The sequence below is a fragment of the Caulobacter sp. HJHS_5 genome (genome assembly GCF_056683955.1).
In genome coordinates this window covers 75,748-98,708 of the sequence record NZ_JBWZNC010000001.1, presented here as the reverse complement: position 1 = coordinate 98,708, position 22,961 = coordinate 75,748, and the positions used below count along the sequence as shown (strand labels likewise).

The following is a 22,961-nucleotide window of genomic DNA, read 5'->3' as shown; positions in this document are numbered from 1 at the left end:
TCAGCCCTTGAAGCCCGTCGCCAGGAGATAGACCTCGGAGCTGTCAGCCCGGCTGGCCTTGGGTTTGACGCTCTTCACATCGGCGAAGCGCGGCTTCAGGCGGGCGATGACGTCGGCCACCTCGCCGCCCTGGAACGATTTGGTGAGGAAGGCCCCGCCGGGTTTGAGCACCGACATGGCGAAATCGGCGGCGATCTCGATCAGGCTGACGATCCGCAGGTGATCGGTCTGGCGATGGCCGACGGTGTTGGGCGCCATGTCCGACATCACGAGGTCCGGCGGGCCGCCGAGCTTTTCGAGCAGCAGCGGCGCGCAGGCCGGGTCGGTGAAGTCCATCTGGATCAGCTCGGCCGGCGGCAACGGGTCGATGGGCAAGAGGTCGACGCCGACCACCATGCCCGCCCCGCGCTCGACGGCGATCTGCACCCAGCCGCCGGGAGCGGCCCCGAGGTCGATGATCTTCGAGCCGCGCCGGATCAGCCGGGCCTTGTCGTCGATCTCGGACAGCTTGAAGGCCGCGCGGCTGCGATAGCCCTGGGCCCGCGCCTTGGCGGCGAACGGGTCGTTGATCTGGCGCTCCAGCCAGGCCTGGGACGAATGGGTGCGGCCCTTGGCGGTGCGCAGGCGCGCGGGCGTCGCCCGGCCGCCGCCGTCGCCGCCCGACGGCGGCTTCACCATGCGCTTGCGTGGCGGATCCTCGCTCATCGCCCTCCCCTTCTACGACGGCGACGCGGCCGCTGCTCGGCCATCAGCGACAACAACAGACCTTCCCGCAGGCCGCGATCGGCCACGCGGACCCGCTCGCACGGCCAAAGCTCCTGCACCGCCCGCAGGATCGCCGCGCCGGCCAGCACCAGATCGGCGCGGTCGGGCCCGATGCACGGCTGCGCCGCGCGCTCGGCGGCGGTCTGGCCGAGCAGCCGCTCGGCGGCGGCCACGCAATCGCTGTCGCGCAGCCACAGGCCGTCGACCTTGCTGCGGTCGTAGCGCGGCAGATTGAGATGCAGGCCCGCGAGGCTGGTGATCGCCCCCGACGTGCCCACCAGATGCGCCCGCCCGGATTCGAACACCGGACGCAGCCGCTCGGCGTGCGGGAAGGCTTCGATGCGCGCCTTCACGTCCTCGACCATGCCCCGGAACCAGGCGCGGTCGGCGCGCTCGCCCTCCGGGAAGCGCTCGGCCAGGCTGACGACACCGACGGGAATCGACAGCCAGGCGGTAATCGGCAGGCGCGAGGCCTGAAAGCGGCGCGGCTGGGCGTCCAGCCCCTCGCCCTTCAGATTGACCCACGACAGCTCGGTCGAACCGCCGCCGACGTCGACGACCAGGGCGGCGTCCATCTCGCGGTCGAGCAGGTTCAGGCAGCCGGCGACGGAGAGCTGGGCCTCCTCGCGGGGGGTGATGATCTGCAGTTCCAGCCCCGTCTCCTCGGCGACGCGGCGCACGAAGGCGGGACCGTTCTCGGCCATGCGGCAGGCCTGGGTGGCGATGGCCCGCACCCGCACCACCCTGCGGCGGCGCACCTTGTCGGCGCAAACCTTCAGCGCGGCCAGCGACCGCTCCATGGCGGCGTCGGACAGGCGGCCGGACGCGGTGAGGCCCTCGCCCAGGCGGACGATGCGCGAATAGGCCTCCACGATGCGGAAGCCGCGCGGCGTGGGGCTGGCGATCAGCAGGCGGCAGTTGTTGGTGCCGAGGTCCAGCGCGGCGTAGGCCGGCGGGTCGGCGCGCAGGCGCTCCGCCGCGCGGGCGCCGCCAGGGGGCGCAGTCAGCGCCTCGGACATGAGCGGTCCTATGATCGGGTCGCGGCGCAGGGATGCGCCTCGTTTCACAGGCGACTCTATAGCGAGTGCTCGCCCGCCGGAAGGCATGCTCTTGCGATGCGTCGCCTTGCGCCTACGTTCACCTCCCAGTCAGGGACCGAGGCGTATTCAAAGCGTCATGAACACGCGTCTTGCAAAATTCGGCATCGGCCAGATCGTCAAACACCGCGTTTTCCCGTTCCGGGGCGTGGTCTTCGACGTCGACCCCGCCTTCTCCAACACCGACGAGTGGTGGGAGGCGATCCCCGAGGATATCCGCCCGAACAAGGACCAGCCGTTCTACCATCTGCTGGCCGAGAACGATCAGCACACCTACGTCGCCTACGTTTCCGAGCAGAACCTGCTGGCCGACGAAACCGGCGAGCCGGTGGGCCACCCGCAGGCGGCGCTGATCTTCGAAAGCTTCGACGACGGCGCCTACAGGCCGAAGCCGCGCGTCGCCCATTGATGCGTTTCTCGCACTAGAGTGCGACACCTCTAGGCGCCCAATCGCCGCGTGTTAGGCTCCTCCCGCCCCAAGGGAGGAAGACCATGAAATCCGTACTGATCGCCGCGGCCCTCGCCGTTTCCGTCGCCGGCGTCGCCGTGGCGCAGGCGCCCGCTCCGGCCGAGGCGCCCGCCGCGGCCCCGGCCGCTGCCGCCGGCAAGCCGTCGGTGAAGACCACCAAGATCAACGACATCATCAAGATGCCGGCCTACAAGGCGGCGCTTGAAAAAGCCCTGCCGGAAATTTCGCAATACTACGACCAGATCGGCGACATGACCCTGACCGAGGTGATCCCGATGAGCGGCGGCGCCCTCACCGAAGCTCAGGTCGCGGCGGTGCAAGTCGAATTTGACAAGATCGGCTAAAACGCCAGCCTTCCAATGACAGAATCTTGCGCGGCGGCTCCCTGGGGCCGCCGCGTTCGCATGAATTTTCCGCCGACTCGGGCGTAGCGTCGACGGATGAGCACAGACGGAAAATCCGCGGCTCCGTCCTCAGCGGCAAGGTCTGAGGCGCCGGACGACTGGATCATCGACCAGGCCTGGGCCGACTACACGGCCGAAGACCACGCGGTGTGGAACACGCTCTACGAGCGACAGGCCGAACTACTTCCCGGCCGCGCCTGCACACCGTTTCTGAAGGGCCTCGACGCCCTCGACCTGCATCGCGGCGGCATCCCGGACTTCGCCCGGATCAATGAAGAGCTGAAGGCGCTCACGGGCTGGCAGGTCGTCGCCGTGCCGGGCCTGGTGCCCGACGAGGTGTTCTTCCACCTGCTGGCCAATCGCCGCTTCCCCGCCGGTCGCTTCATCCGGCGGCCGGACCAGCTCGACTACCTGCAGGAGCCGGATGTCTTCCATGACGTCTTCGGCCATGTACCGATGCTCACCGACCCGACCTTCGCCGACTACATGGCCGCCTATGGGCGCGGCGGCGAGCGGGCCATGGCGCTGGGGCGGCTGAAGAATCTGGCCCGGCTCTACTGGTACACGGTGGAGTTCGGCCTGATCGAGGAGCAGGGCCGCCCGCGACTTCTGGGGGCCGGCATCGTCTCTAGCCGCGCGGAATCGGTCTTCGCCCTGGAAGACCCCTCCCCCAACCGCCTGGGCTTCGACCTGGAGCGGATCATGCGGACGCCCTACCGCATCGACGACTTCCAGCAGGTCTATTTCGTCACGCCGTCGCTGCAGGCGCTGCTCGACGCGACGCTGGCGGATTTCGGGGCGTTGTACGGACGGCTGGCGGGGGCGTGCGACATCGCGCTGGACGTGATCCTGCCGACGGACAAGGTCTATTCGCGGGGAACGCAGGCCTATGCCCTGCGGCGGGCGCACGACGGGGCGTGCACGGATTAGCGCAACAACGAAACACCAATCGCCGCGACACTGATGACTGCACCGACGGCCATAATCACGCCCATGACTGCTTGCGCTATGTCCCAGCGCCGTAAATATTCCGCATCGCTTTCACCGTCCAAGTCCCGGCGCCGCAAAGATTCTTCATCGCCTTCATCGTCCATTCTCGCCCTCCTTGGACCGAACGGGTCGGATGCGATCATAGAGGGCTTCACCAGCCTGATGACCATAGAATCCGCCGCCCATCGATCCGAGAGCCCCACCGACGATCGCGCCGAGCGGAACCGTCACCTCGGCGAAGGGACCTCCAAGCACCCCGAGGGCCGCCCCTGCCTCGGCGCCGCCAATACCCCCCGCAACTCCACCGCCATTAGCGCCGGCCACAGCAGTAAGAGCCCTTGCTTTGTCCTCGGCTTCAGCAAGCTCCACGGCGTCCCCTAGCGCCGCAAGCACACCCATAACGCGCCCTCCTCGCCCCAGACCTCTGGCGATTTCGTTGACATTGACATTGGTCCTCGCCGCGCCGGCTAAGCTGCCCGACTTGGGGCCGAGGCCAGGTCTTACGGCTTCGATGATCGTTCTTGGGATTGCTGGGGTTCTAATTCTGGCTGCCGCCTTCAGCGCAGATCGAGCAGCACTATCTTCAGGTGCGAGCTTAGCTGTAGAAACCTCATAGTCTTTCCTGACTTGGTCCGCTCGCATCGCGCTTTGTGCGCCGAATGCGGGCAAACCAAGATATCCGCTCATCTCTGACCAACCGCCCTCCGGTCGGCCTGATGACGCACTGTGACCATATGGTGTAGCCCCGGATAAAACGCCTCGCACCGGTGGCAAAGGAGCCGGAGACTTCAGCTTCCGCCTCATGACGATGTCATACAGGTCTTCGTCGGGCATTGGATGCGCGCCGCGCTAAGTTAGCTATTAGCTAACTTAGCGCGGCGCAGTCCTGCCGTCCAGAACAATTCAGGAACGCCCGCCCGAGCATTTCCTCTAGTAATCCCGCCGCCACCGCACCGAGAGCTTGGCGTCGCCCTGGCCGCCGACGCGGGAGACGATGGAGAGGGTGCGCTTCACCCGCCATTCCACCTGCGCCGCGGGGCCTTCGCGGCCACCGCCGATGATCTCCAGATAGACGTCGTCGGTGACGTACTTGCCGCCGGCCACGGTCATGCCGCCCGCCGCGTCGCCCGCGAAGGCGAGGCGGTCGAGCCGCGCCAGGTTGCGCACGTTGCCGATCACGTCGAAGCCGCCGCCGCCCGCCAGGGCCGACAGGGCCGAGGCCAGTTGGGCGGCCTCGAAGGTCGACAGCTGCGAGGCCGAGGCCCCGAACAGCACCTGCGACAGCACCTCGTCGTTGGGCAGCGACGGCGACGAGGTCAGGGTGATCTCCGGCCGCGCGGCCGTGCCGGCGATGTTGATCGTCGCCGACAGGGTGGGATCGTCGCGGGTGGCGGAAAGGTCGAGGCGGATGCGTTCGGGCGCGGCGGCCAGATAGACCACGCTGCGGTCGCTGAACTCGAAGCGCTTGCCGGCGAAGTCGTAGTCGCCGCGCACCACCCGGGCGACGCCGGAGAGGTCCGGCGCGTCGGTCGTGCCGCGCACCTGGGCGTCGATCGACATTTCCAGATCGAGCCCGCGCCCGCGCAGGAACACCCGCCGCGGCGCGGTCAGCTTGACGTCGAGCCCGATGGCGGGCCCGCGGCGCGGCGGCGGCCGGTTGACCTGGTCGAGACTGCGCGGCCGGTTGCGCTCGATCACGTCCATCGGCGTGACGCCCGACGGGGTCGGCGGATCGGCGGCGATGTCGGCGCGGTCGATGGTCAGGGCCCCGGCCAGTTGCACCTTGCCGTCGGCGGCGCGGTTCACCGTCGCCTGGCCCGAGGCGGTGGCCGAGCCGATGTCGTTGTCGATCAGGCGGAAGCTCTTGAAATCCAGCCGGAATGTCGAGGAGCCCTCGCGGCCCAGGTCGATGCGCCCCTGGCCCTGGAGCGCGCCGCCGTGACCGTCGACGGCGCTGGCCTGGGCGACATCGATGGCGTTGTCGGCCAGGTTGGCGCGCAGGGTGACGTCCCGCAGGGTCAGACCCACGGTTCCCTCGTCGTAGCGACCGCCATCCAGCGAGGCGCGACCGACGAGGCGCGGGTCGGCCAGCGTGCCGGAGAGGGTCGCCTCCAGATCGGCCTTGCCGCTGAGCGAGCGGTCGCCGCCCAGCAGCAGGTCCCAGATCGGCTTCACCTCGCCCGAGGCGGCCAGATGCCCGCGCATCGGCTGGGTGCGGTCGATGGCCAGCTCGAACGGCTTGGCGCTGGCCAGGGCCGAAAGCACGAGATCGGCCGAGGCGCTGAGGCCCTGGGCGTTGCCGGCGTTGGCCCGCAGGGTGATGGTGCGATCGTCGAGCCGCGCCGTCAGGCGGCCGTCGAGCGACTGGCCGGCCACGCCGCGCTCCCGCGCGCCCTTGATCTCGGCGACGAGATCGCCGGTCAGGACCTCGCCGCGGCCCTGCATGTTGACCTGGGCGGTGACCCCGCCCTCGAGGTCGGGGTTCAGGGCGCCGAGGGCGACGTCGGCGAGGTCGGCCTTCAGGTCGGCGGTCTGGTCCGCGAGCGCGAAATCGATGTCGGCGCGACCGTTGCCGACCGCCAGCCGCAGGCGGGAGGTCACGCCGGCGTTTCCGAACCGCACCTGGGCGGTCTCGCGGGTGGAGACCTTGGCCGCGCCCATCGAGCCCTGGCCGTCCAGGCTGACGGCGAAGTTGTCGCCCTGGTCGACGAAGACGCCCGAACTGTCGATCTTCCAGCCGCCCGGCGGCGCCATGCCGTCGCCCTGGATGCGGAACGGCAGACGCGAGAGCGGGCCGTCGGCGGTGATCCGGGCATCCGCCAGGGTGACGCCGCCGCCCCAGGTCGCGTCGGTCGCCTTCAGATCCAGGGTCCCGCGCGGGCCGCCCGCCGCGTCGACGATCTTCACGCCCCCGGCGATCCGCCCCTGGGTCAGGAAGGCCCCGGGACCGACGGCGACAGTGAGGTCGGCGGTCGAGGGCCGCCCCTCGCGCAGGGAGACGCCGCCCTTGGCCTGGGCCCCGCCGGCGTCGACATCGACGCCGCTGAGCTCGACGCCGCCGGGGGCGAAGCGGAAATCGGCGCGACCGCGCGCCGGGCCGTACTGGCTGTTGGCGGTGAGGTCGAAACGGCCGTCGCTGCCGTTGGCGCCCTGGACGAAGCTCAGCACCGCGTGGGCCTGGGTCAGCGGCAGGCGCGGAATGTCCACCTGGTCGAAGTCGGCCATCAGGTCGAGGCGCGGGGCGGCGATCGTGCCGTTGATCGCCCCGTCGCCCTTGGCCTTGCCGGTCACCTCGATGGGCCCGACGCGGAAGGGGCCGTCGGCGTTCCAGTCGACCTTCAGCTTGAGGGCGTTGTCGGGGCCGACCGTGCCGGCGGCGCCGGCCGAGGCCGCGCCGCCGTCGAGGTTCGCCTCGGCGATGTCGAAGTGGTTGTCGACCCAGGCCATGCGGCCGCGCAGGCGCGGCGTCGCGCCCAGCAGGCGGTCGACCTCGCCGAAGCCGAGCGCGAAGTCGGCGCCCTTGCCGTCGAAGGTGATCAGCCAAGGCTTGCTCCCACCCGCCTGGGTCGCCGACCAGGAGCCCGCGAGGCGACCCTTGGCGCCCTGGTGCACCGGCGTCAGGTCGCTGACCGTCGCCTGGCCCTTGAAGGTCAGGGCTCCGAACAGGGTGCGGCCCCCCACCGCGTCGGCGCGCAGACCGGCGCCGTTGAACGTCAGCCTGCGCCACAGGAATCGGCCGTCCTTCAGACGAGAGATCACCGCCGTCGCCTTCGGCGATGCGCCGAACAGGGTCGGGAACATGCCGGTCCCGCCGCCGCCCCGCCCCTCGGCGCTGACGTCGACGGTCAGTTCGCCCTGCTTCATCCCGACCTTCACCGGCCCCGAGGCGCGCGTCAGGGTATAGCCGAGCAGGCCGAAGCGCTCGAGCACGCCCTGCCCGTCCAGCGACCAGTCGGCGTTGTCGAGCCGGGTGACGCCCTGCCAGCGGGCCGAGCCCATCTCCGGGATGGTCACGATCCGCTTCATCTGAGCGACCGAGACCTCGGTCGCGAGCCCTTCCGGCCCGGTCAGCCGCTTGCCGAGGTTGGCGCGACCTTTTCCGGCCACGGTGATGTTCTCGGAGGCGAGATTGATGTCGAGCGCATGGAATTCGGCGTCGACCTTGCGGCCGCTGACCGTGAACTTCGCCTCCGGCCCGGCCATGCCGACCAGCACGTGGGTGAACTTGGAGGCGGCGAGATCGAGGCGGCCGGTCGCCGAACCGCCCTGCGGGTTCCAGGCGCCCTGGCCGCTGAGCGGCTTGGTGTTCCCGAGCGCGGAATCGACCGTGAAGCGGCCTTCGCTGGTCGTGCCTTCGGCCTTGGCGGCCAGCATGAAGGGGCGATCAGTGGGCAGGCCGATAGCGCCGGCCAGGGCGCCGCCCTGCTGCTCGCGGATGTCGGCGTCGACCTTGATGGTCTTGCCGCGGCCGAGGTCGAAGACGGCTCGCAGGTGGTCGCTGCCCTGCAACAGGCTCTGGGCGCTGATCGCCCCCTTCTGGCCGCCGGTGCGCTCGAAGGCGTAATTGCCGGCAAGGTCGTAGAGCCCTTGGCGACCGCTGAATTCAGGCCGCAGATCGAGCCTCGCGGCGAAGGCGTCGATGGCCGCCGAGATCGGCGCGGCGCCGGACGGCGGCCCCTTGGGCGTGAGGGTCGGCCGCCGCAGCACGATCACCTGCCGCGCCGCGATGCGGTCGGCGTGGAAGCGACGGGAGAACAGCTCGGCGTAGCGCCATTGGATGCGCAGATCCTGGGCGTCCAGCCAGACGCCCTTTTCGTCGACGATGGTCAGCCGGCGCACGGTGAAGTCGCGCCAGATGTCGCCGCCGACGCCCTCGATCTTCAGCCGGCCCATGCGGCCGATCTTCAGCCCGTTGGCGCGCGCCTCGACGAACAGGCGGCCTTGGGGGGTGATCGCCCCGTAACGCACCAGCGACAGGGCCGCGGCGACCAGCAGCACGAGGCCGACCGAGATCACGATGATCCAGCCGGGCGCGCCGAGCCGCCGCCGCACCTTGACGACGACCTCCTCCACCTTGTCGGGCGCGTCGTCGGTCAAAAGCTCTGCCCGATGCTGATGTAGACCTGGAAGGCGGGATCGCCCTGCCGCTTCTCCAGCGGGAAGGCGATGTCGGCGCGGATCGGGCCGAAACCGAGATCGTAGCGCACGCCGAAGCCCGCGCCGACGCTGAAGTCCCCGGCGCTGGGCGTCCGGTAGGGGCTGACCGCGCCCGCGTCGATGAAGGCCACCGCGCCCCACTGCTGGGTGATCTTGTGGCGCACCTCGAACGAGGTCTCCAGGAGGGAGGCGCCGCCCCGAGGCGTGTTGTCGGCCAGACGCGGCCCGATGGCCTGGTAGGCGTAGCCGCGCACCGATCCGCCGCCGCCCGCGTAGAAGCGCCGCGCCGCCGGAATGTCGGCGACCGCGCCGCCCAGGATCGCCCCCACCCGCACCCGCCCGGCCAGCACGGTCCGGGCTTCGGCGCCCATGGGCAGGTAGGCCGATCCCTGCACGGAGGTGCGGAAGTAGCCGAGGGTGGCGTCGCCGAACGTCAAGGTCGGTTCGCCGCGCGCCTCCAGCCGCCAGCCGCGCCGGGGGTCGAGGGGATTGTCGGAGGCGTCCCAGGCGAAGGCGCCGAGGGTGGTCAGGGTCGCCAGGTCGCGCTCACGCCCGGTGGGATTGGCGATGGTGGTGTCGGTGGTCCGCGTCACGTCCAGCGACGCGCCGACGGTGAGGTAGGACGCCGGCGCCCCCAGCGAGGTGGCGGCGGTCCGTCCGAACCGGCGGGTGACGTCCGCGCGGACGCCGGCGCCGGTTTCCTCATAGGCGAGGCTGTTGGTCTGGTAGACGCCGCCGCCGAACTTCAAGGTCTGCTGGGCGCGGCGCCAGTGCGGCAGCGCCACCTCCGCGTCCAGCCGGCGCTCGATCTCCGCCAGGCGCGCGGTCAGGGTCTCGGTGTCGGCCCGGCGGAAGCGGTTGTAGCGGATCAGGCGGCCGTCGACGCCGACGCCTTCGCTGGTCGAATAGCCGGCTCCGAGCTCCACCGTGCGGCCGGCGCGATCGGCGAGGCTGACCAGAACCGGCCGCAGGCCGTCCGTCGTCGCCTTGTCCGAGTCCTGCAGGGCGACGGTCACGGAGTCGTAGACGCCGGTGTCGCGCAGCCGTCGTTCGAGTTCGCCGACGAGATCGGGCTTGTAGACGTCGCCGGGCTTCCACGGGGTCAGGCTGGCCAGCCATGCCGGATTGGTGCGCCCGTCGGGATTGGCGAGGTTCAGCCCGTCGAGCCGCACGATCTGGCCGGCGGCGATGCGGAAGGCCGGGCGCACGGTCTTGTCGGCGTGGTCGACGATGACCTCGCGCGGCTCGGCGCGCACATCGGCGTACCCCTGTTCCTGCAACTGCGCGACGACCCGGCCCTCGGCGGCCAGAACGGCGGCGGCCCGGCCCGGCGAGCCATCCGGCAAGGCCATGGCGGTATTGGCGGCGGTGACGCCTTCGAGGGCGGGGGCGGCGCCCACCCAATCGACATGCGGCTCGGCGATGCTGAAGCGCGGCCCGGTTTCAATGCGCACCACCGGGCGCGGCGGGTCCCCGTCATCGAGATCGGGGGTGACGGTGTAGGCGTAGTAGCCTTCGGATCGCAGGACGGCGATGGCGTCGTCGCCCGCCGCGGTCGCCCGGCGACGCGCTTCGAAGCGGCTCGGCGCCGCCGCGGGAACCTCGCCGATCGCCTGGACGATGAGGTCGCGCAGGGCCTCGTCGTCGACGCCCTCGACATTCGCGCGGGGCTCGGCGGCCCTGGCCGATACGGCGGCGCTCGCCGTAGCAACCACGACCAAAGCCAAGCTCAAGCGTCTCAAGCGGTCCATCCTGCTCGATCGCCCCCGGAGGGGTGATAGCGTTCGAATCCGGACAGCGGAAGAAGGGATCGCTCTCGGCGGCAGAGGCGTCGGCCCTTTGCAGGAGTGGCGCGAATCCGGGCGATCCCGCCGCCCAAGACGAACCTTTAGTCGGCCAGGGTGACGGCCGCTTCAAGGCCAAAGCGGCGCCGCCCGTTCGCAGCGGGGTCAAAAGATGCACAATTTCGCGGCGCCGGTCGTTCACCGCGCAGGCGGAATCGAATTGCAGCGCGTTGAGATTCCAGCCCAGCTAGGGTCGCAGCGCGGGTTCGGCCCGCGAACAGAACGGAGTACGGCCTCAGCGTGGCGAACATCCAGGAGATCGAGACGACGCTTGAGCCCGCTTACCTGCCGGGCCTGGCCTATGACGAGATGTATGCCCCGGACGGCAGGGTTCGCCCCCACTACGCGCCCCTGCAGGGCCGGATGTCGACACTTTCGCCGGCCGAACTGGACGAGCGCCAGCGCACCCAGGAACGCTCCTTCCTGCTGCAGGGCATCACCTTCACGGTCTATGGCGCGGAAAGCACCACCGAGCGGATCATCCCGACCGACCTCTTTCCACGCATCATCCCGGCGGCGGAGTGGGCCACCATCGAGGCCGGCCTCACCCAGCGCCTGAAAGCGCTGAACCTCTTCCTCGCCGACATCTATGGCGACCAACACATCCTGATGGACGGGGTGATTCCCCGCGATCTGGTGCTCGGCGCGCCGAGCTATCGCCGCGAGATGCAGCACCTCTATGTGCCGCACAAGGCCTACGCCAATGTCTGCGGCTCGGACCTGATCCGGGGCCAGGACGGCGCCTTCGCCGTGCTGGAAGACAATCTGCGGGTGCCCTCCGGCGTCTCCTACATGCTGGCCAACCGCGACGCCGCGCGCCGCACCTTCCCCGGCACCTATCGCGCCGCCAACGTGCGCCCGGTCGAGCGCTATCCCGACCTGCTGCTCTCGACCCTGAAGTCGATGAGTCCCGACTGGCGGCCAGACCCGCAGGTCGTGGTGCTGACCCCGGGGGTCTACAACTCCGCCTACTATGAGCACGCCTACCTCGCGCGCCTGATGGGCGTGCCGCTGGTCGAGGGCCGCGACCTCGTGGTGCACGACAACATGGTCTACATGCGCACCACCACGGGCCTGCGCCGGATCGACGTGATCTATCGCCGGGTGGACGACGACTTCATCGACCCCCTCACCTTCCGCCGGGACAGCGGCCTGGGGGTCGCCGGGCTGTTCAACGCCTACCGGGCCGGCAATGTGGTGATCTGCAACGCGCCGGGCACCGGCGTCGCCGACGACAAGGCGGTCTACGCCTATGTGCCGGACATCATCCGCTACTATCTCGACGAAGACGCCATCCTGCCGAACATCGAGACCTATCTGTGCCGCGAGCCGGCGCAGCTGAGCCATACGCTGGCCAACCTCGACAAGCTGGTGGTCAAGGCCGTGGGGGCTTCCGGCGGCTACGGCATGCTGGTCGGCCCGCACGCCACGCAGAAGGAGCGCGACGAGTTCGCCGTGGCCCTGAAGGCCGACCCGGCCAACTATATCGCCCAGCCGACGATCCAGCTCTCCACCGCGCCGTGCCTCGTCGACGGGGCCATCGAGCCGCGCCACGTGGACCTGCGCCCCTTCATCCTCTGCGGCGAGAAGATCGTGGTGACGCCGGGCGCCCTGACCCGCGTCGCCCTGCGGCGCGGCTCGCTGGTGGTCAACTCCAGCCAGGGCGGCGGCTCGAAGGATACCTGGGTGCTGGGCGATCCCAGGGCGCCCGCCGAACCGGAAGGACGCGTCGCGCCATGATGCTCGCTCGGGTCGCCGACAGCCTCTACTGGGTCGGCCGTTACATAGAGCGCGCCGAGCACCTGGCGCGCCTTTCGGACGTGATGCTCAACGCCACGCTCGACCAGAGCGACAGCGGCGCCGAGGCGGCGCAGATCGCCCTCGCCGCCGTCGGCGACAGCGCCGCCCGCAACCTTTCCCCGCTGGAAGCGGCGCAGATGCTGGTGCTCGACCGCACGGACGACAATTCGGTGGTCACTTCCGTGGCCCGCGCTCGCGAGAACGCCCGCCAGGTGCGCGACCAGATCACCACCGAGACCTGGGAACGGCTGAACATTCTCTACCTGCGGGTGACCGGCGACACCGCCAGCGCCGACTTCGAGGAGAATCCCACCGGCTTCCTGCACGAGCTGATCTCCGACGTGCACCTGTTCAAGGGGGCCGCCGAGTCGACCATGAGCCACGGCGACAGCTGGCGGTTCCTGATGGTGGGGGTCTACCTCGAACGGGCGCAGCTGATCGCCCGCCTGCTGGAGGTCTGTTTCGGCGAGGGCCGCCGTCGGCGGATCACCGACCACATCGCCCTGATGAGTTCGCTGCGCATGGCCTGCGCGCTGGAACCGTATCTGCGGACCTACACCGCCGAGATCGAGCCGCGATTCATCCTGGAGTTCCTGCTGTTCGACGAGGACTTCCCGCGCTCCATCCGCTTCGCCACGGCGCGGATCGAGGAACATCTCGACCAGATGACGCGCAACACCGACGACGGCGGCCGCACGGGTCCGCACCGCATCGCCGGCCGCCTGAAGGCGCGCCTGCAGTACGCCGACCTCGATGAACTGAGCGTCCAGGGGGCCAGCGGCCTCTTGGCCACCGTGGTCACCGAATGCGCCCGCATCCACGAAACGATCTACGAGACCTTCGTGGCCTATCCGCTTGAACTTCGCCTGCCGGCCTGAGGCATCGATGCTGCTCGAGATCCGACACGTCACCCAGTACCACTACGCCGAGCCCGTGCGGGAAAGCGTCATGGAACTGCACGTGCAGCCGGCCAAGACCGGCCAGCGTCTGGTCAGCTTCGAGCTGGACCTGGATCCGGCCGCCCAGGTGTTCTCCTACATCGACGCCTTCGGCAACGCGGTGCACCACTTCGACGTGCCGCAGCCGCACGAGCGGCTGAACATCATCGCCCGCTCGGCCGTCGAGACCCTGGCCCAGCCGTCCCTGCCCGAGGCGCTGGACGTCGGCGAGTGGGACCGGCTGCGCAGCGACTTCGTGCGGGGGGAATGCTTCGACTTCCTGGCGCCGCACGGCTTCGCCACGCCCAGCGAGGCCCTGAAGACCTTCGTCGTCGAGCGGCGGCTGGACGAACTGCGCCGGCGAGACCCGCTGAACGCGCTTCGCCAGCTGAACACCGCGATCTACGAGGCCTTCGACTACCAGACCGGCGTGACCGAGGCCGACAGCCCGATCGACATGGCCCTCGCCGCCGGCCGCGGCGTCTGCCAGGACTTCGCCCACATCATGATCGCCATCTGCCGATCCTGGGGCCTGCCCGCCCGCTATGTCTCCGGCTACCTGTTCACCGACCGCGACGCGGGCGACCGCTCCGACCCGGACGCCACCCACGCCTGGGTCGAGGTGTTCCTGCCGAGCCTGCGCTGGATCGGCTTCGACCCGACCAACAACGTCCTGACCGGCGAACGGCACATCGGCGTCGCGATCGGGCGCGACTACGGCGACGTGCCGCCCTCGCGCGGGGTCTACAAGGGCGAGGCCGAAAGCCAGCTGGCGGTCGGGGTGCAGGTCCGCAAAGCCCGCGCGGCCCTCACCGAGCCGGAGTACATGCGCCTGGCCCGGCCGGCCTTCCAGGGCGGCCGCCGCCGGCGCGACGAAGATCGCCAGCGCGAGCAGCAACAACAGCAGCAGCAGCAGTAGCCTCAGGCCACCAGGGCGGCCTGACCGCAGCGCAGGCCGCTCACCCGCACATCGGCTTCGCCGAGCTTGACGCCCACCAGACCAAGCAGAAGATTGACCACGCCGTCGAGGGGCGCGCCGACGGGCGCCAGGAGGGTGTTGACCTGCTGCGTCAGGTTGCCGAGGCCGAGCCCCAGGCCCAGAAGCTGGACGTCGAGCTGAAGATCTCCCAGCAGGGTCGAGACGGTGTGGGAGACGATGTTGCTGGTCGATACGCTCTTGATCGCGCCCGCCTGAATCTCGGATCGTGAAAAGCCGACGGTTTTCCACTGCGCGCCGCCGAGGTCGACGTTCGCCTCGCCGGTCACCTTCACCAGCGGCAGGCTGACCAGGGTCGCGGTCGTGCGGGTGAGCGGGGTCTTGAAGTCGTTGAGCTTGGCGGTGTTGATCTCGGCGATGGCCAGCTTGCCGACGCTGGGCGCCACCGCCAGGTTCACCGAGCCGTTGGCGCACGACAGGCTTGAGAGCTTCGCCTCGGCCGAGGCGACCTCGAGCAGCAGCGGCAGCTTGATCTGGGCGAGGCCCAGGCCCGAGGCGCCGACGGAGGCCTCGATGTAGAGGCGGGTCTGGGCGGTGCGGACGATGACCGTGTTCTTGTCGGTGATGGCGATCCAGGGCGAATTCGCCGGCCGCTCGCCGATGGCCAGCCAGACATCGACGTCGGCGAGGCCCGGAACGGTCGCGCCCAGGTCGAGCTTAACCTGCCGCCCTTCCTGGCCCAGGGTCAGGACGGCGCCGGCCAGGTCCATGGCGGACACCTCCACCCTGGCCGAGTTGACGCCGGCCACATGGCTCTGATGGGCGTAGGGTCCGAGATCGAGAAGCGCGCTGAGCTTCACCTTGCGGCCGACGTCGGCGGCGGCGGCGATCTTCTTGACCGACTGGGCGGCCGCGGCGTTCCCACCGGCGGTCAGGGTGTCGCTGAGCGCGGCCAGCACCGTGGGCAAGGCGATGTCGGCGTCGAGCGTCTCCTCGAAGCCGCCGACGCCGAGGTCCGCCCGGGTGCGAAGCGCCTTGACGAAGGACAGAAGGTCCACATCGGCGTTGGCCAGGCCGTTGTAGTCCATGACCGTGAGGTTCACCTGGCCGCCGAGCAAGGTGGAGATCAGGGCGTTGGCGACCCCGCCGTTCAGGGACGCCAGGCGCGAGCCGATGGAGAAGCTGGCGAGGTCGGCCCGGGCGGCGGTGGCGGTGCGGGTCACCGGGGTCGAGGCGCGGCCGAGGATCGCCTGGCCGAAGTAGAGCGGAGCCTGAGACTTCAGGGTGACGCGGGCGGCGTCGGGGTCGACGCCGCTCGCCGTGAACCGGTTCGCGGGCGCGACCTTCGGGTCGTTCACCCAGTGGCCGGGCGTGACGGTGGCGGTCAGGTCGGTGGTGAAGCCGTTGGCGCGGGCGGTCGCCTCGACCGCCGCCGTGGCGCGCGGCAGGTCCGACGCGGCCGCGATGGCGGCGAGATCGGCGGCGCCCTGCAGCTTACGGCTGTGCAGGTAGATCGAGCCGAGGTCGATGGCGAGGGCCGCGCTGGCCAGCAGCATGGCCATCGACGCCGCGACCATCACCGAGACGGCCCCTCGCTCGTTCTTCCAAATCCCCCCCAGGCGCATCAGTAGCCTCCGAGCCTGATCGTGGCGCTTCGGGTGATGGTGGATGACGGAAGAGGCACAAGCCCCCGGAAGACCCAGAACGGCGCCTGGCTCGCGTCATAGGCGACCGCGACGCTCAGCACCTGGTCGTCGCCGGTGACGGTGGCGCTCACGTCCCGCGTGTTCAGGAAGGGGTAGTCGGCGACCTCGCTGGTCATGGCCTGGCTGGCCAGGTCCTGACGTTCGGCCTGGGTCAGACCGCCTATGGCGACGCGGGCCGCGTCGTTGGCGAGCTGCTGCACGCTGTGCGAGAGCCAGAAGTAGCCGCCGTAGGACAGGATGCCGATCAGCAGCACCACCAGCATCGGCGCGACGATCGCGAACTCGACGGCGGCCGCGCCCGACTGGTCGGCGAAGACTTTCCTATGGTTGCGAGCCCTCGGCGTCATGACCATAGGTTGTGCTTAAGATTGTGAATCTCTCGTAAATTGAACGCGGGACAATTCGCCTATAGCGGGTAAACGTGCGCCTTGCGGACGGCCAGGGCGATGGACTCGCCGGCCTTGCGGGTCTCGGCCTCGACGCGCGGGGCCACGACTTCGGCGGTGCGGCCGCCGATTTCGACCTCGATCTTGGCCAGCGGCCCCTGGGCGACGACATGGCGGATGACGCCCTCGAGGCCGGTCTTGGCGGGGGTGAAGTCGTGCGGCCGAACGAAGGCCACGGCCGCGCCGTCGGCGACACCGGGCGCCGGCAGGGTCAAGGCGCCGTCGATGAAACGCCCCTGCTCCACCCGCCCCTCGAAGCGATTGGCCTCGCCGACAAAGCCGCAGACGAAGGGCGCGGCCGGCGTTTCATAGACCTCCGCCGGGGTTCCGACCTGTTCGATCCGGCCCTGGTTGAGGATGGCCACGCGGTCGGCCAGCTCCAGCGCCTCTTCCTGATCGTGGGTGACGAAGACGGTGGTGACGCCGGTGGCGTCGTGGATGCGGCGCAGCTCCTTGCGGAGCGACTTGCGGACGGTGGCGTCGAGGGCGCCGAACGGCTCGTCGAGCAGCAGCACGCTGGGGTTCACCGCCAGAGCGCGCGACAGGGCGACGCGCTGCCGCTGGCCGCCGGACAGCTGCGACGGATACCGGCCGCCCAGGCCGTCGAGCTCGACCAGCTTGAGCAGTTCGTCCACCCGTTTGGCGATCTCGGCTTTCGGGGGCTTGTTCTTCCTGCGCACGTCGAGGCCGAAGGCGACGTTCTTGGCCACCGTCATGTGCTTGAACAGGGCGTATTGCTGGAAGACGAAGCCGACCCGGCGGTCGGCGGCGCCGGTGAAGGTCACGTCCTCGCCCTCGAAGCAGACCTGGCCGCTCTCGGGAAACTCCAGACCGGCGACGGTGCGCAGCAGGGTGGTCTTGCCCGAGCCCGAGGGGCCGAGCAGGGCCAGCAGTTCGCCCGGCGCGATCTCCAGGCTCACGTTCTTGAGCGCCGGATAGCGGCCATAGGACTTCGAGACGTCGCGGATCGAGATGGTCATGCGGCGGGTCTTGTCAGTCCAGATCTAGTGGCCAGTGCGCGACGAGCGCGGCTGCAGCGTCTCAAGCGCGGTCTTCAGTACGAGGGTGACGATGGCCAGGAGGCAAAGCAAGGCCGCCACCGCGAAGGCGCCGGTGAAGTCGTACTCGTTATAAAGGATTTCGACGTGCAGCGGCATGGTGTTGGTCAGGCCGCGGATGTGGCCCGAGACCACCGACACCGCGCCGAACTCGCCCATCGCCCGGGCGTTGCACAGCAGGACGCCGTAGAGCAGGCCCCAGCGCACGTTGGGGGCCGTGACGCGCCAGAAGGTGATCAGGCCCGAGGCCCCGAGGGAGACGGCCGCCTCCTCCTCCGCCACGCCCTGCTCCTGCATCAGCGGGATCAGCTCGCGGGCGATGAAGGGGAAGGTGACGAAGACCGTCGCCAGGATGATGCCCGGCACGGCGAAGACGATGCGGATGTCGTTGTCCTGCAGCCAGCCGCCGAACCAGCCCTGGGCGCCGAACACCAGCACATAGATCAGGCCGGCGACCACCGGCGAGACCGAGAACGGCAGGTCGATCAGGGTGATCAGCAGGCTCTTGCCGGGGAAATCGTGCTTGGCGATGGCCCAGGCGGCGCAGAGGCCGAAGACGGCGTTGAACGGCACGGCGATGGCGGCCGTGAGCAGGGTGAGCTTGATCGCGGCGACCGCGTCCGGCGTCGACAGCGCGTCGAACACCGCGCCGAAGCCCTTCCTGAAGGCCTCGATGAACACCGCCGCCAGGGGCAGCAGCAGCACCAGGGCGAGGAAGGCGACGACCAGGCCGAGAACGAGGGTCTTCACCCAGATGGGGTCTTCCGTGGTGGTGGGACTTAGCTGGCGGCTCACGTCTGGAACCTCCGCGCCCAGGCCTGCACGGCGTTGATCACCAGCAGCATGAAGAAGGACACAGCCAGCAGCACCAGGGCGATGGCGGCGGCGGAGGCGTATTCATACTGCTCCAGCTGGATGACGATCAGCAGCGGCGCGATCTCGGACTTGTAGGGCATGTTGCCGGCGATGAAGATCACCGAGCCGTATTCGCCGATGGCGCGGGCGAAGGACAGGGTGACGCCGGTGATCCAGGCGGGCGCCAGGGCCGGCAGGACGATGCGCCAGAGGATCGATAGACGCCCGGCCCCGAGGCTGGCGGCGGCCTCCTCCACATCGCTGGCCAGTTCGTGCAGCACCGGCTCGAGGGTGCGGACCACGAACGGCAGGCCGATGAAGGTGAGCGCGATGACGACGCCAAGCGGCGTGTAGCCGACCTTGATCCCCAGCGGCGTCAGAAACTGCCCGATCCAGCCGTTGGGGGCGTAGAGGGTGGCGAGCGCGATGCCGGCCACGGCGGTGGGCAGGGCGAAGGGCAGATCGACCAGGGCGTTGATCAGGCCCTTGCCCGGAAACTCGTAACGGACCAGCGCCCAGGCGGTGAGCAGGCCGAAGACGGCGTTGACCAGGGCGGCGGCCAGGGATGCGAAGAAGGTGAGCCGGTAGGCGGCGAGCGCGCGCTCGGAAAAGGCGACGGCGACGAACTGGGCCGGCGACAGGCCGGCGGCCTTGATGGCCACGGCGGTGAGCGGAATCAGCACGATCAGGGACAGCAGCCCGAGCGTGACGCCCAGGGTGACGCCGAACCCCGGAATGCCCGAGCGGCGGCGCAGCCACTTCGGACGCCGGGCGTGAGCCGATACGGGCCGCGGGGCGATGTCGGGCGTCGTCGCAGTCATGCGGCTGTCGTCTTACGCCCCTTTTGGCTCACCGTCCTGTAGCCACGGACGGCGGCCGATGGAGACGGCCGACCGAGCTTCGAAGCTCGCCGGGTAATTCCTAGCGTCCGAGGTGACAATCAAGAATTTCTCGCCGACGGATCAGGAAATGCCCGCAAGGGCGGTTGCGGAGCCGCGCGAGCCCCCTTAAGGGGGCGCTTCGCACTTGCGTGCGGGCCGGTAGCTCAGTGGTAGAGCATTCGACTTTTAATCGAATGGTCGTGAGTTCGAACCTCACCCGGCCTACCAACCTCCCCGAGGGCGGAGGTGGATTTCAGGCGACGATGTAGTCGGCCAGGCCGAAGACGCCCTTCACCGTGGCGAGGTCCTGGTAGTCGTTCCCGCTGCCGTCCAGGTCGATGGACAGGTAGGTGTAGCCCTTCAGGACGGTCTGTTTGAGGTAGCCGCCGGCGAAGGCGTCGGCGGTCGAGACGTCGAGCAAGGCGGTGAGGTCGATCGTCTCGCCGGCCTGTAGGTCGTTGATTTTCACCGGCATCACGGCCTCGAAGACGAAACGGTCGACGCCCGAGCCGCCGGTGGCCTCGGCGACGCCGGCGCGGAAGATGAAGGTGTCGGCGCCGCCATCGCCCAGCAGGGTCACCTTCCCGGACGGCGATTCAACGGCGATCAGGGTGTCGTTCCCGTCGCCGCCGGAGCCGTAGCTCCAGGGGGTGATGTTGTCGTTTCCCCTGCCGCCGGTGATGCGGGAGAAGTTCATCAGGGTGTCGTTGCCCGAGCCGCCGATCAGTTGGTAGCCCTCGATGGCGTCGACGCCGACCTCGAGGCTTCGGACCTTGCCGTCGCCAAGCATCACGAGATCCTGCCTGGCGTTCTCATAGCTCAGGGTCGAAAAGCCGCCGGCGAAGAAGATGTCGTTGTCGCCATCCAGGCTGGCCTTGATGACCCCGGTCTCGATCTCGACAATGTCCGAGCCGGCGCCGTCTATGGCCGTGACCTTGGTCATGCCCCGGACTTCGAGATAGTCGTTCCCCGCGCCGACGTTATAGGTCACCGCGGCGGCCGAACTGTGCCGGTCGTCGTAGACGAAGTCATTGCCCCCCATAAGGTTGAACACCTTGCCGGCCGGTGAGCCGATCTCGGGGTCGAGCCAAGTGTAGAGGGCGTCGTCGTACTGCGTGCCGTAGTTGACCGCGGCGTCCAGGTCGATGGCGAGTTGAGTCACGACAATGTAGGGCGGAATGTCACTCAGACCGCGTTCCTGAATGGCGATGCGGTCGTAGTCGTTGGTCGGATCGCCGTCGTCCAGATTGCCGCGCAGCTTCTCGATGGGGATGGGCGTTCCGTCGAGGTAGCGCGCCACCCCATTGTCGAGATAGGCGCCGGCCCACGCGCCGCTCAGGACGTAGTCGTGCTCCCGGTTTCGGCCCCACTGCAATGTGAAGTGCCGGGTCAGGACGCCGCTGCTGGTCGAGGCGATCTGCTGCGCCTCCTCGAAGGTCAGCGCGCGATAAAGGTCGGTGACGATGGTCGCCATAGCCCACTCTCCATCCTGGTTGAACGCCGCAGGTCAAAGCATCGCGAGGCCACGGAAACCCGCAGCCCTGAACCAATCCACAGGCGCCGTCGACCACGGCGCCGCCCCCGGGCCTAGACGAGCAGGTAGTCGGCGAGATTGAACACGCCCTTCAACGTGGCGAGGTCCTGGTAGTCGTTCCCGCCCCCGTCGAGGTCGATCGACAGGTAGGTATAGCCCTTCAGGACGGTCTGCTTGAGATAGCCGCCGGCGAAGGCGTCGGGGACCGAGACGTCGAGCAGGGCCGAGAGATCGATCTTCTCACCCGCCTTAAGGTCGTTGATCTTGGCCGCCGCAGCGACTTCGAACACGAAACGGTCGATCCCAGCGCCACCAGTAAGCTCGTGAGGGCCGTAGGGAGCGTAGCCGCCGCGGACGATGAAGGTGTCGGCGCCGGCGTCGCCAAGCAGAGTGACCTTGCTGTTGGGCGCGGCGATTAGGGTATCATTGCCGTCCCCACCTGTGCCGTAGGTGTGGGGTGTAATGGTGTCGTCGCCCTTGCCGCCGGTGATGCGCTGGAAGTCGCGAAGCACGTCGTCGCCTGAGCCACCAATCAGCTGGAAGCCCTGGACGGTGTCGATTCCGATCTCGGCGCTACGGATCTTTCCATCGCCGAGCATGATCAAATCCTGCTTGGCGGTCTCGTAGGTCAGCGTCGACTGAAAGTCGGCATATAAGTCGTCGTTCTCGCCGTCCAATGACGCCTTGATGACGCCTGTAGCGATGAGAATGTTGTCCGTGCCGGCGCCGTCTGTGACCGTGGCGTGTGTCGCACCGACGACGGTCACTTGGTCGTTTCCGGAACCGGCGTTCACTACGACCTTCGAGCCCTCGTGGTCGGAGTTGTCGAAGACCCAATCGTCACCTGCCCCGAGGCTCACGGTCTTGCCGACGATGCCACCCCAGATCCAATCGGCGAAGGGGGTCCCGGCGATCGTCGCCCCCTCTTTCTCCCAGATGAACTTGGTCAAAAATTCGAATTCGAAGAACTCGTTGACCTTCCTCAGCGACGAGCCGCTCAAGACGGCGTAGTCAGGGTCGTTGCTCGGGTCGCCATCAAGGAATATCTCATCGACATAGCCGGACTGATAGGAGCCATCAGTCTGCTCCACAGGCGAGCCGTCCATCCAGACCCACTCGTCGCCCTCCTTGTGGGCGCCGATCCAGGCGTATTCCTCAAACTTGTGTTCTCGACCGGCGCCGCCTCCGCCGTAAGAGTGATAGAGACGCGAGGTCAACACACCGCCATATTGTACCGAGTAGTCACGGGCCTCTTCCCACGTCAGCGTGCCACCAACGTCCGTGATGATCGTCGTCATCGTTCACCCTCCAGCCGAACCAAATACTGCGCGACTATTCGTCGCATATCAATGTGATCCCAGAGTGATGCGGACGGGCGCATCGCCGGCCCGATAGGGTCGATGCGCCGGGCGCCTACCAAACACCACATTAGGCGTTAGGGTGCTTGACCATGCGCCGCGTCGTTATCGCCCTCGCCTGCCTGTTCCCCGCCCTCTCGGCCTGCGCTTCGAAGCGAGCTCCGGACGATCCGCGCATGATCACGACGTCAGAGGCCAATCGCTCCGGGCTCGGCGGGGCGATGCAGGCGCCGCTGCGGGACATGAATGTGATCCGCACCAAGATCCCGCAGATCTTGCTGGACGCCATGGTCGATCCTTACGTCCGGCCGCCGAGCTCGGACTGCCTTACCCTGGCCGGGATCGTGGGATCTTTGAACGAGACGCTCGGCCCCGACCTCGACATCGTGCCGCCCAAGGAAGACGAGGACCTGATCGACCGGGGCAAGGGCTTCGTGGGCGACCAGGCGTTGGGCGCGGTGGCCGGCGCGGCGTCCGACCTGATCCCGATGCGCGGCTGGGTGCGGCGCCTGACCGGGGCCGAGAAGCATGACAGCCTGGTGCAGGCCGCCGCCGCCGCGGGCGGGGTGCGCCGATCCTACCTCAAGGGCCTGGGCGAAGCGCGCGGCTGCGATCCGCCGGCGACGCCGGATCACACGCGGACCTGGCTGCCGAAAGAAGAGGACAAGGGCCGCTTCCCGTTCCGCATCCCCGGGTGGGGCGAGGATAGCGACCCGGACTAA

General features: G+C 68.8%; 18 protein-coding genes, 1 tRNA gene and 1 pseudogene. 8 read left to right on the top strand and 12 right to left on the bottom strand.

Features of this window, described 5'->3' with window-relative positions:
- Entirely contained in the window at positions 1-705 is a 705-nt protein-coding gene (locus ACFLIT_RS00530; RefSeq protein ID WP_479909222.1) for an RlmE family RNA methyltransferase, read from the bottom strand.
- Entirely contained in the window at positions 702-1,784 is a 1,083-nt protein-coding gene (locus ACFLIT_RS00525; protein WP_479909221.1) for a Ppx/GppA phosphatase family protein, read from the bottom strand. The genes ACFLIT_RS00530 and ACFLIT_RS00525 overlap by 4 nt, the downstream gene beginning before the upstream one ends.
- A gap of 157 nt (positions 1,785-1,941) precedes the next feature.
- Here ACFLIT_RS00525 and hspQ point away from each other — a divergent pair, with 157 nt between their 5' ends.
- The 3 genes and pseudogenes from hspQ to phhA all read left to right on the top strand — a co-directional run bounded on the left by hspQ (position 1,942) and on the right by phhA (position 3,699).
- Positions 1,942-2,271 (top strand): heat shock protein HspQ, encoded by a 330-nt coding sequence (gene hspQ, locus ACFLIT_RS00520; protein WP_479909220.1) that lies wholly within the window; start codon positions 1,942-1,944, stop codon positions 2,269-2,271.
- An 83-nt stretch (positions 2,272-2,354) separates the two neighbouring features.
- Positions 2,355-2,675: a hypothetical protein gene (locus ACFLIT_RS00515; RefSeq protein WP_479909219.1), complete on the top strand. Its 321-nt coding sequence runs from the start codon at positions 2,355-2,357 to the stop codon at positions 2,673-2,675.
- Positions 2,676-2,771: 96 nt separating this feature from the next.
- Positions 2,772-3,699 (top strand): annotated as a pseudogene (gene phhA, locus ACFLIT_RS00510) (phenylalanine 4-monooxygenase).
- Here the strand turns inward: phhA and ACFLIT_RS00505 are convergent.
- From ACFLIT_RS00505 to ACFLIT_RS00495, 3 genes are all read right to left on the bottom strand, one after another.
- Positions 3,662-3,829, bottom strand: a complete 168-nt coding sequence (locus tag ACFLIT_RS00505) for a hypothetical protein (protein ID WP_479909218.1) — start codon at positions 3,827-3,829, stop codon at positions 3,662-3,664. The pseudogene phhA and the gene ACFLIT_RS00505 sit on opposite strands and share 38 nt — an antisense overlap.
- Positions 3,830-4,655: 826 nt before the next feature.
- Entirely contained in the window at positions 4,656-8,822 is a 4,167-nt protein-coding gene (locus tag ACFLIT_RS00500; RefSeq protein ID WP_479909217.1) for a translocation/assembly module TamB domain-containing protein, read from the bottom strand.
- Positions 8,819-10,615, bottom strand: coding sequence for an autotransporter assembly complex protein TamA (locus ACFLIT_RS00495; protein WP_479909216.1), 1,797 nt, complete (start codon positions 10,613-10,615; stop codon positions 8,819-8,821). The genes ACFLIT_RS00500 and ACFLIT_RS00495 overlap by 4 nt, the downstream gene beginning before the upstream one ends.
- A gap of 420 nt (positions 10,616-11,035) precedes the next feature.
- Between ACFLIT_RS00495 and ACFLIT_RS00490 the strand changes: the two genes are divergently transcribed.
- The 3 genes from ACFLIT_RS00490 to ACFLIT_RS00480 are packed head-to-tail and all read left to right on the top strand — an operon-like array spanning position 11,036 to position 14,383.
- The gene (locus tag ACFLIT_RS00490) at positions 11,036-12,466 is read left to right on the top strand and encodes a circularly permuted type 2 ATP-grasp protein (RefSeq protein ID WP_479909797.1); all 1,431 of its coding nucleotides are present in this window, start codon (positions 11,036-11,038) and stop codon (positions 12,464-12,466) included.
- The gene (locus ACFLIT_RS00485) at positions 12,463-13,404 is read left to right on the top strand and encodes an alpha-E domain-containing protein (protein WP_479909215.1); all 942 of its coding nucleotides are present in this window, start codon (positions 12,463-12,465) and stop codon (positions 13,402-13,404) included. The genes ACFLIT_RS00490 and ACFLIT_RS00485 overlap by 4 nt, the downstream gene beginning before the upstream one ends.
- 7 nt (positions 13,405-13,411) lie before the next feature.
- The gene (locus ACFLIT_RS00480; protein WP_479909214.1) at positions 13,412-14,383 is read left to right on the top strand and encodes a transglutaminase family protein; all 972 of its coding nucleotides are present in this window, start codon (positions 13,412-13,414) and stop codon (positions 14,381-14,383) included.
- Between the two features lie 2 nt (positions 14,384-14,385).
- On the opposite strand, the gene ACFLIT_RS00475 is transcribed toward ACFLIT_RS00480, so the two are convergent.
- From ACFLIT_RS00475 to cysT, 5 genes are read right to left on the bottom strand one after another with little or no spacing between them, the layout of a single operon-like run.
- Positions 14,386-16,026: a TadG family pilus assembly protein gene (locus ACFLIT_RS00475; RefSeq protein WP_479909213.1), complete on the bottom strand. Its 1,641-nt coding sequence runs from the start codon at positions 16,024-16,026 to the stop codon at positions 14,386-14,388.
- Positions 16,026-16,454: a TadE/TadG family type IV pilus assembly protein gene (locus ACFLIT_RS00470; RefSeq protein WP_479909212.1), complete on the bottom strand. Its 429-nt coding sequence runs from the start codon at positions 16,452-16,454 to the stop codon at positions 16,026-16,028. The genes ACFLIT_RS00475 and ACFLIT_RS00470 overlap by 1 nt, the downstream gene beginning before the upstream one ends.
- Before the next feature lie 59 nt (positions 16,455-16,513).
- Positions 16,514-17,533 (bottom strand): sulfate/molybdate ABC transporter ATP-binding protein, encoded by a 1,020-nt coding sequence (locus ACFLIT_RS00465; RefSeq protein ID WP_479909211.1) that lies wholly within the window; start codon positions 17,531-17,533, stop codon positions 16,514-16,516.
- Positions 17,534-17,557: 24 nt separating this feature from the next.
- Positions 17,558-18,406, bottom strand: coding sequence for a sulfate ABC transporter permease subunit CysW (gene cysW / locus ACFLIT_RS00460; RefSeq protein ID WP_479909210.1), 849 nt, complete (start codon positions 18,404-18,406; stop codon positions 17,558-17,560).
- A complete protein-coding gene (gene cysT, locus ACFLIT_RS00455; RefSeq protein WP_479909209.1) occupies positions 18,403-19,287 on the bottom strand; it encodes a sulfate ABC transporter permease subunit CysT in 885 nt (294 codons plus the stop codon). The genes cysW and cysT overlap by 4 nt, the downstream gene beginning before the upstream one ends.
- A 213-nt stretch (positions 19,288-19,500) precedes the next feature.
- Between cysT and ACFLIT_RS00450 the strand changes: the two genes are divergently transcribed.
- Positions 19,501-19,575 (top strand) — tRNA-Lys (locus tag ACFLIT_RS00450).
- A 25-nt stretch (positions 19,576-19,600) separates the two neighbouring features.
- Here the strand turns inward: ACFLIT_RS00450 and ACFLIT_RS00445 are convergent.
- Together ACFLIT_RS00445 and ACFLIT_RS00440 are read right to left on the bottom strand one after the other, a co-directional pair.
- A complete protein-coding gene (locus ACFLIT_RS00445; protein WP_479909208.1) occupies positions 19,601-20,821 on the bottom strand; it encodes a calcium-binding protein in 1,221 nt (406 codons plus the stop codon).
- A 113-nt stretch (positions 20,822-20,934) separates the two neighbouring features.
- The gene (locus ACFLIT_RS00440) at positions 20,935-22,179 is read right to left on the bottom strand and encodes a hypothetical protein (RefSeq protein ID WP_479909207.1); all 1,245 of its coding nucleotides are present in this window, start codon (positions 22,177-22,179) and stop codon (positions 20,935-20,937) included.
- A gap of 152 nt (positions 22,180-22,331) precedes the next feature.
- On the opposite strand from ACFLIT_RS00440, the gene ACFLIT_RS00435 reads away from it, so the two are divergent.
- The gene (locus ACFLIT_RS00435; RefSeq protein WP_479909206.1) at positions 22,332-22,961 is read left to right on the top strand and encodes a hypothetical protein; all 630 of its coding nucleotides are present in this window, start codon (positions 22,332-22,334) and stop codon (positions 22,959-22,961) included.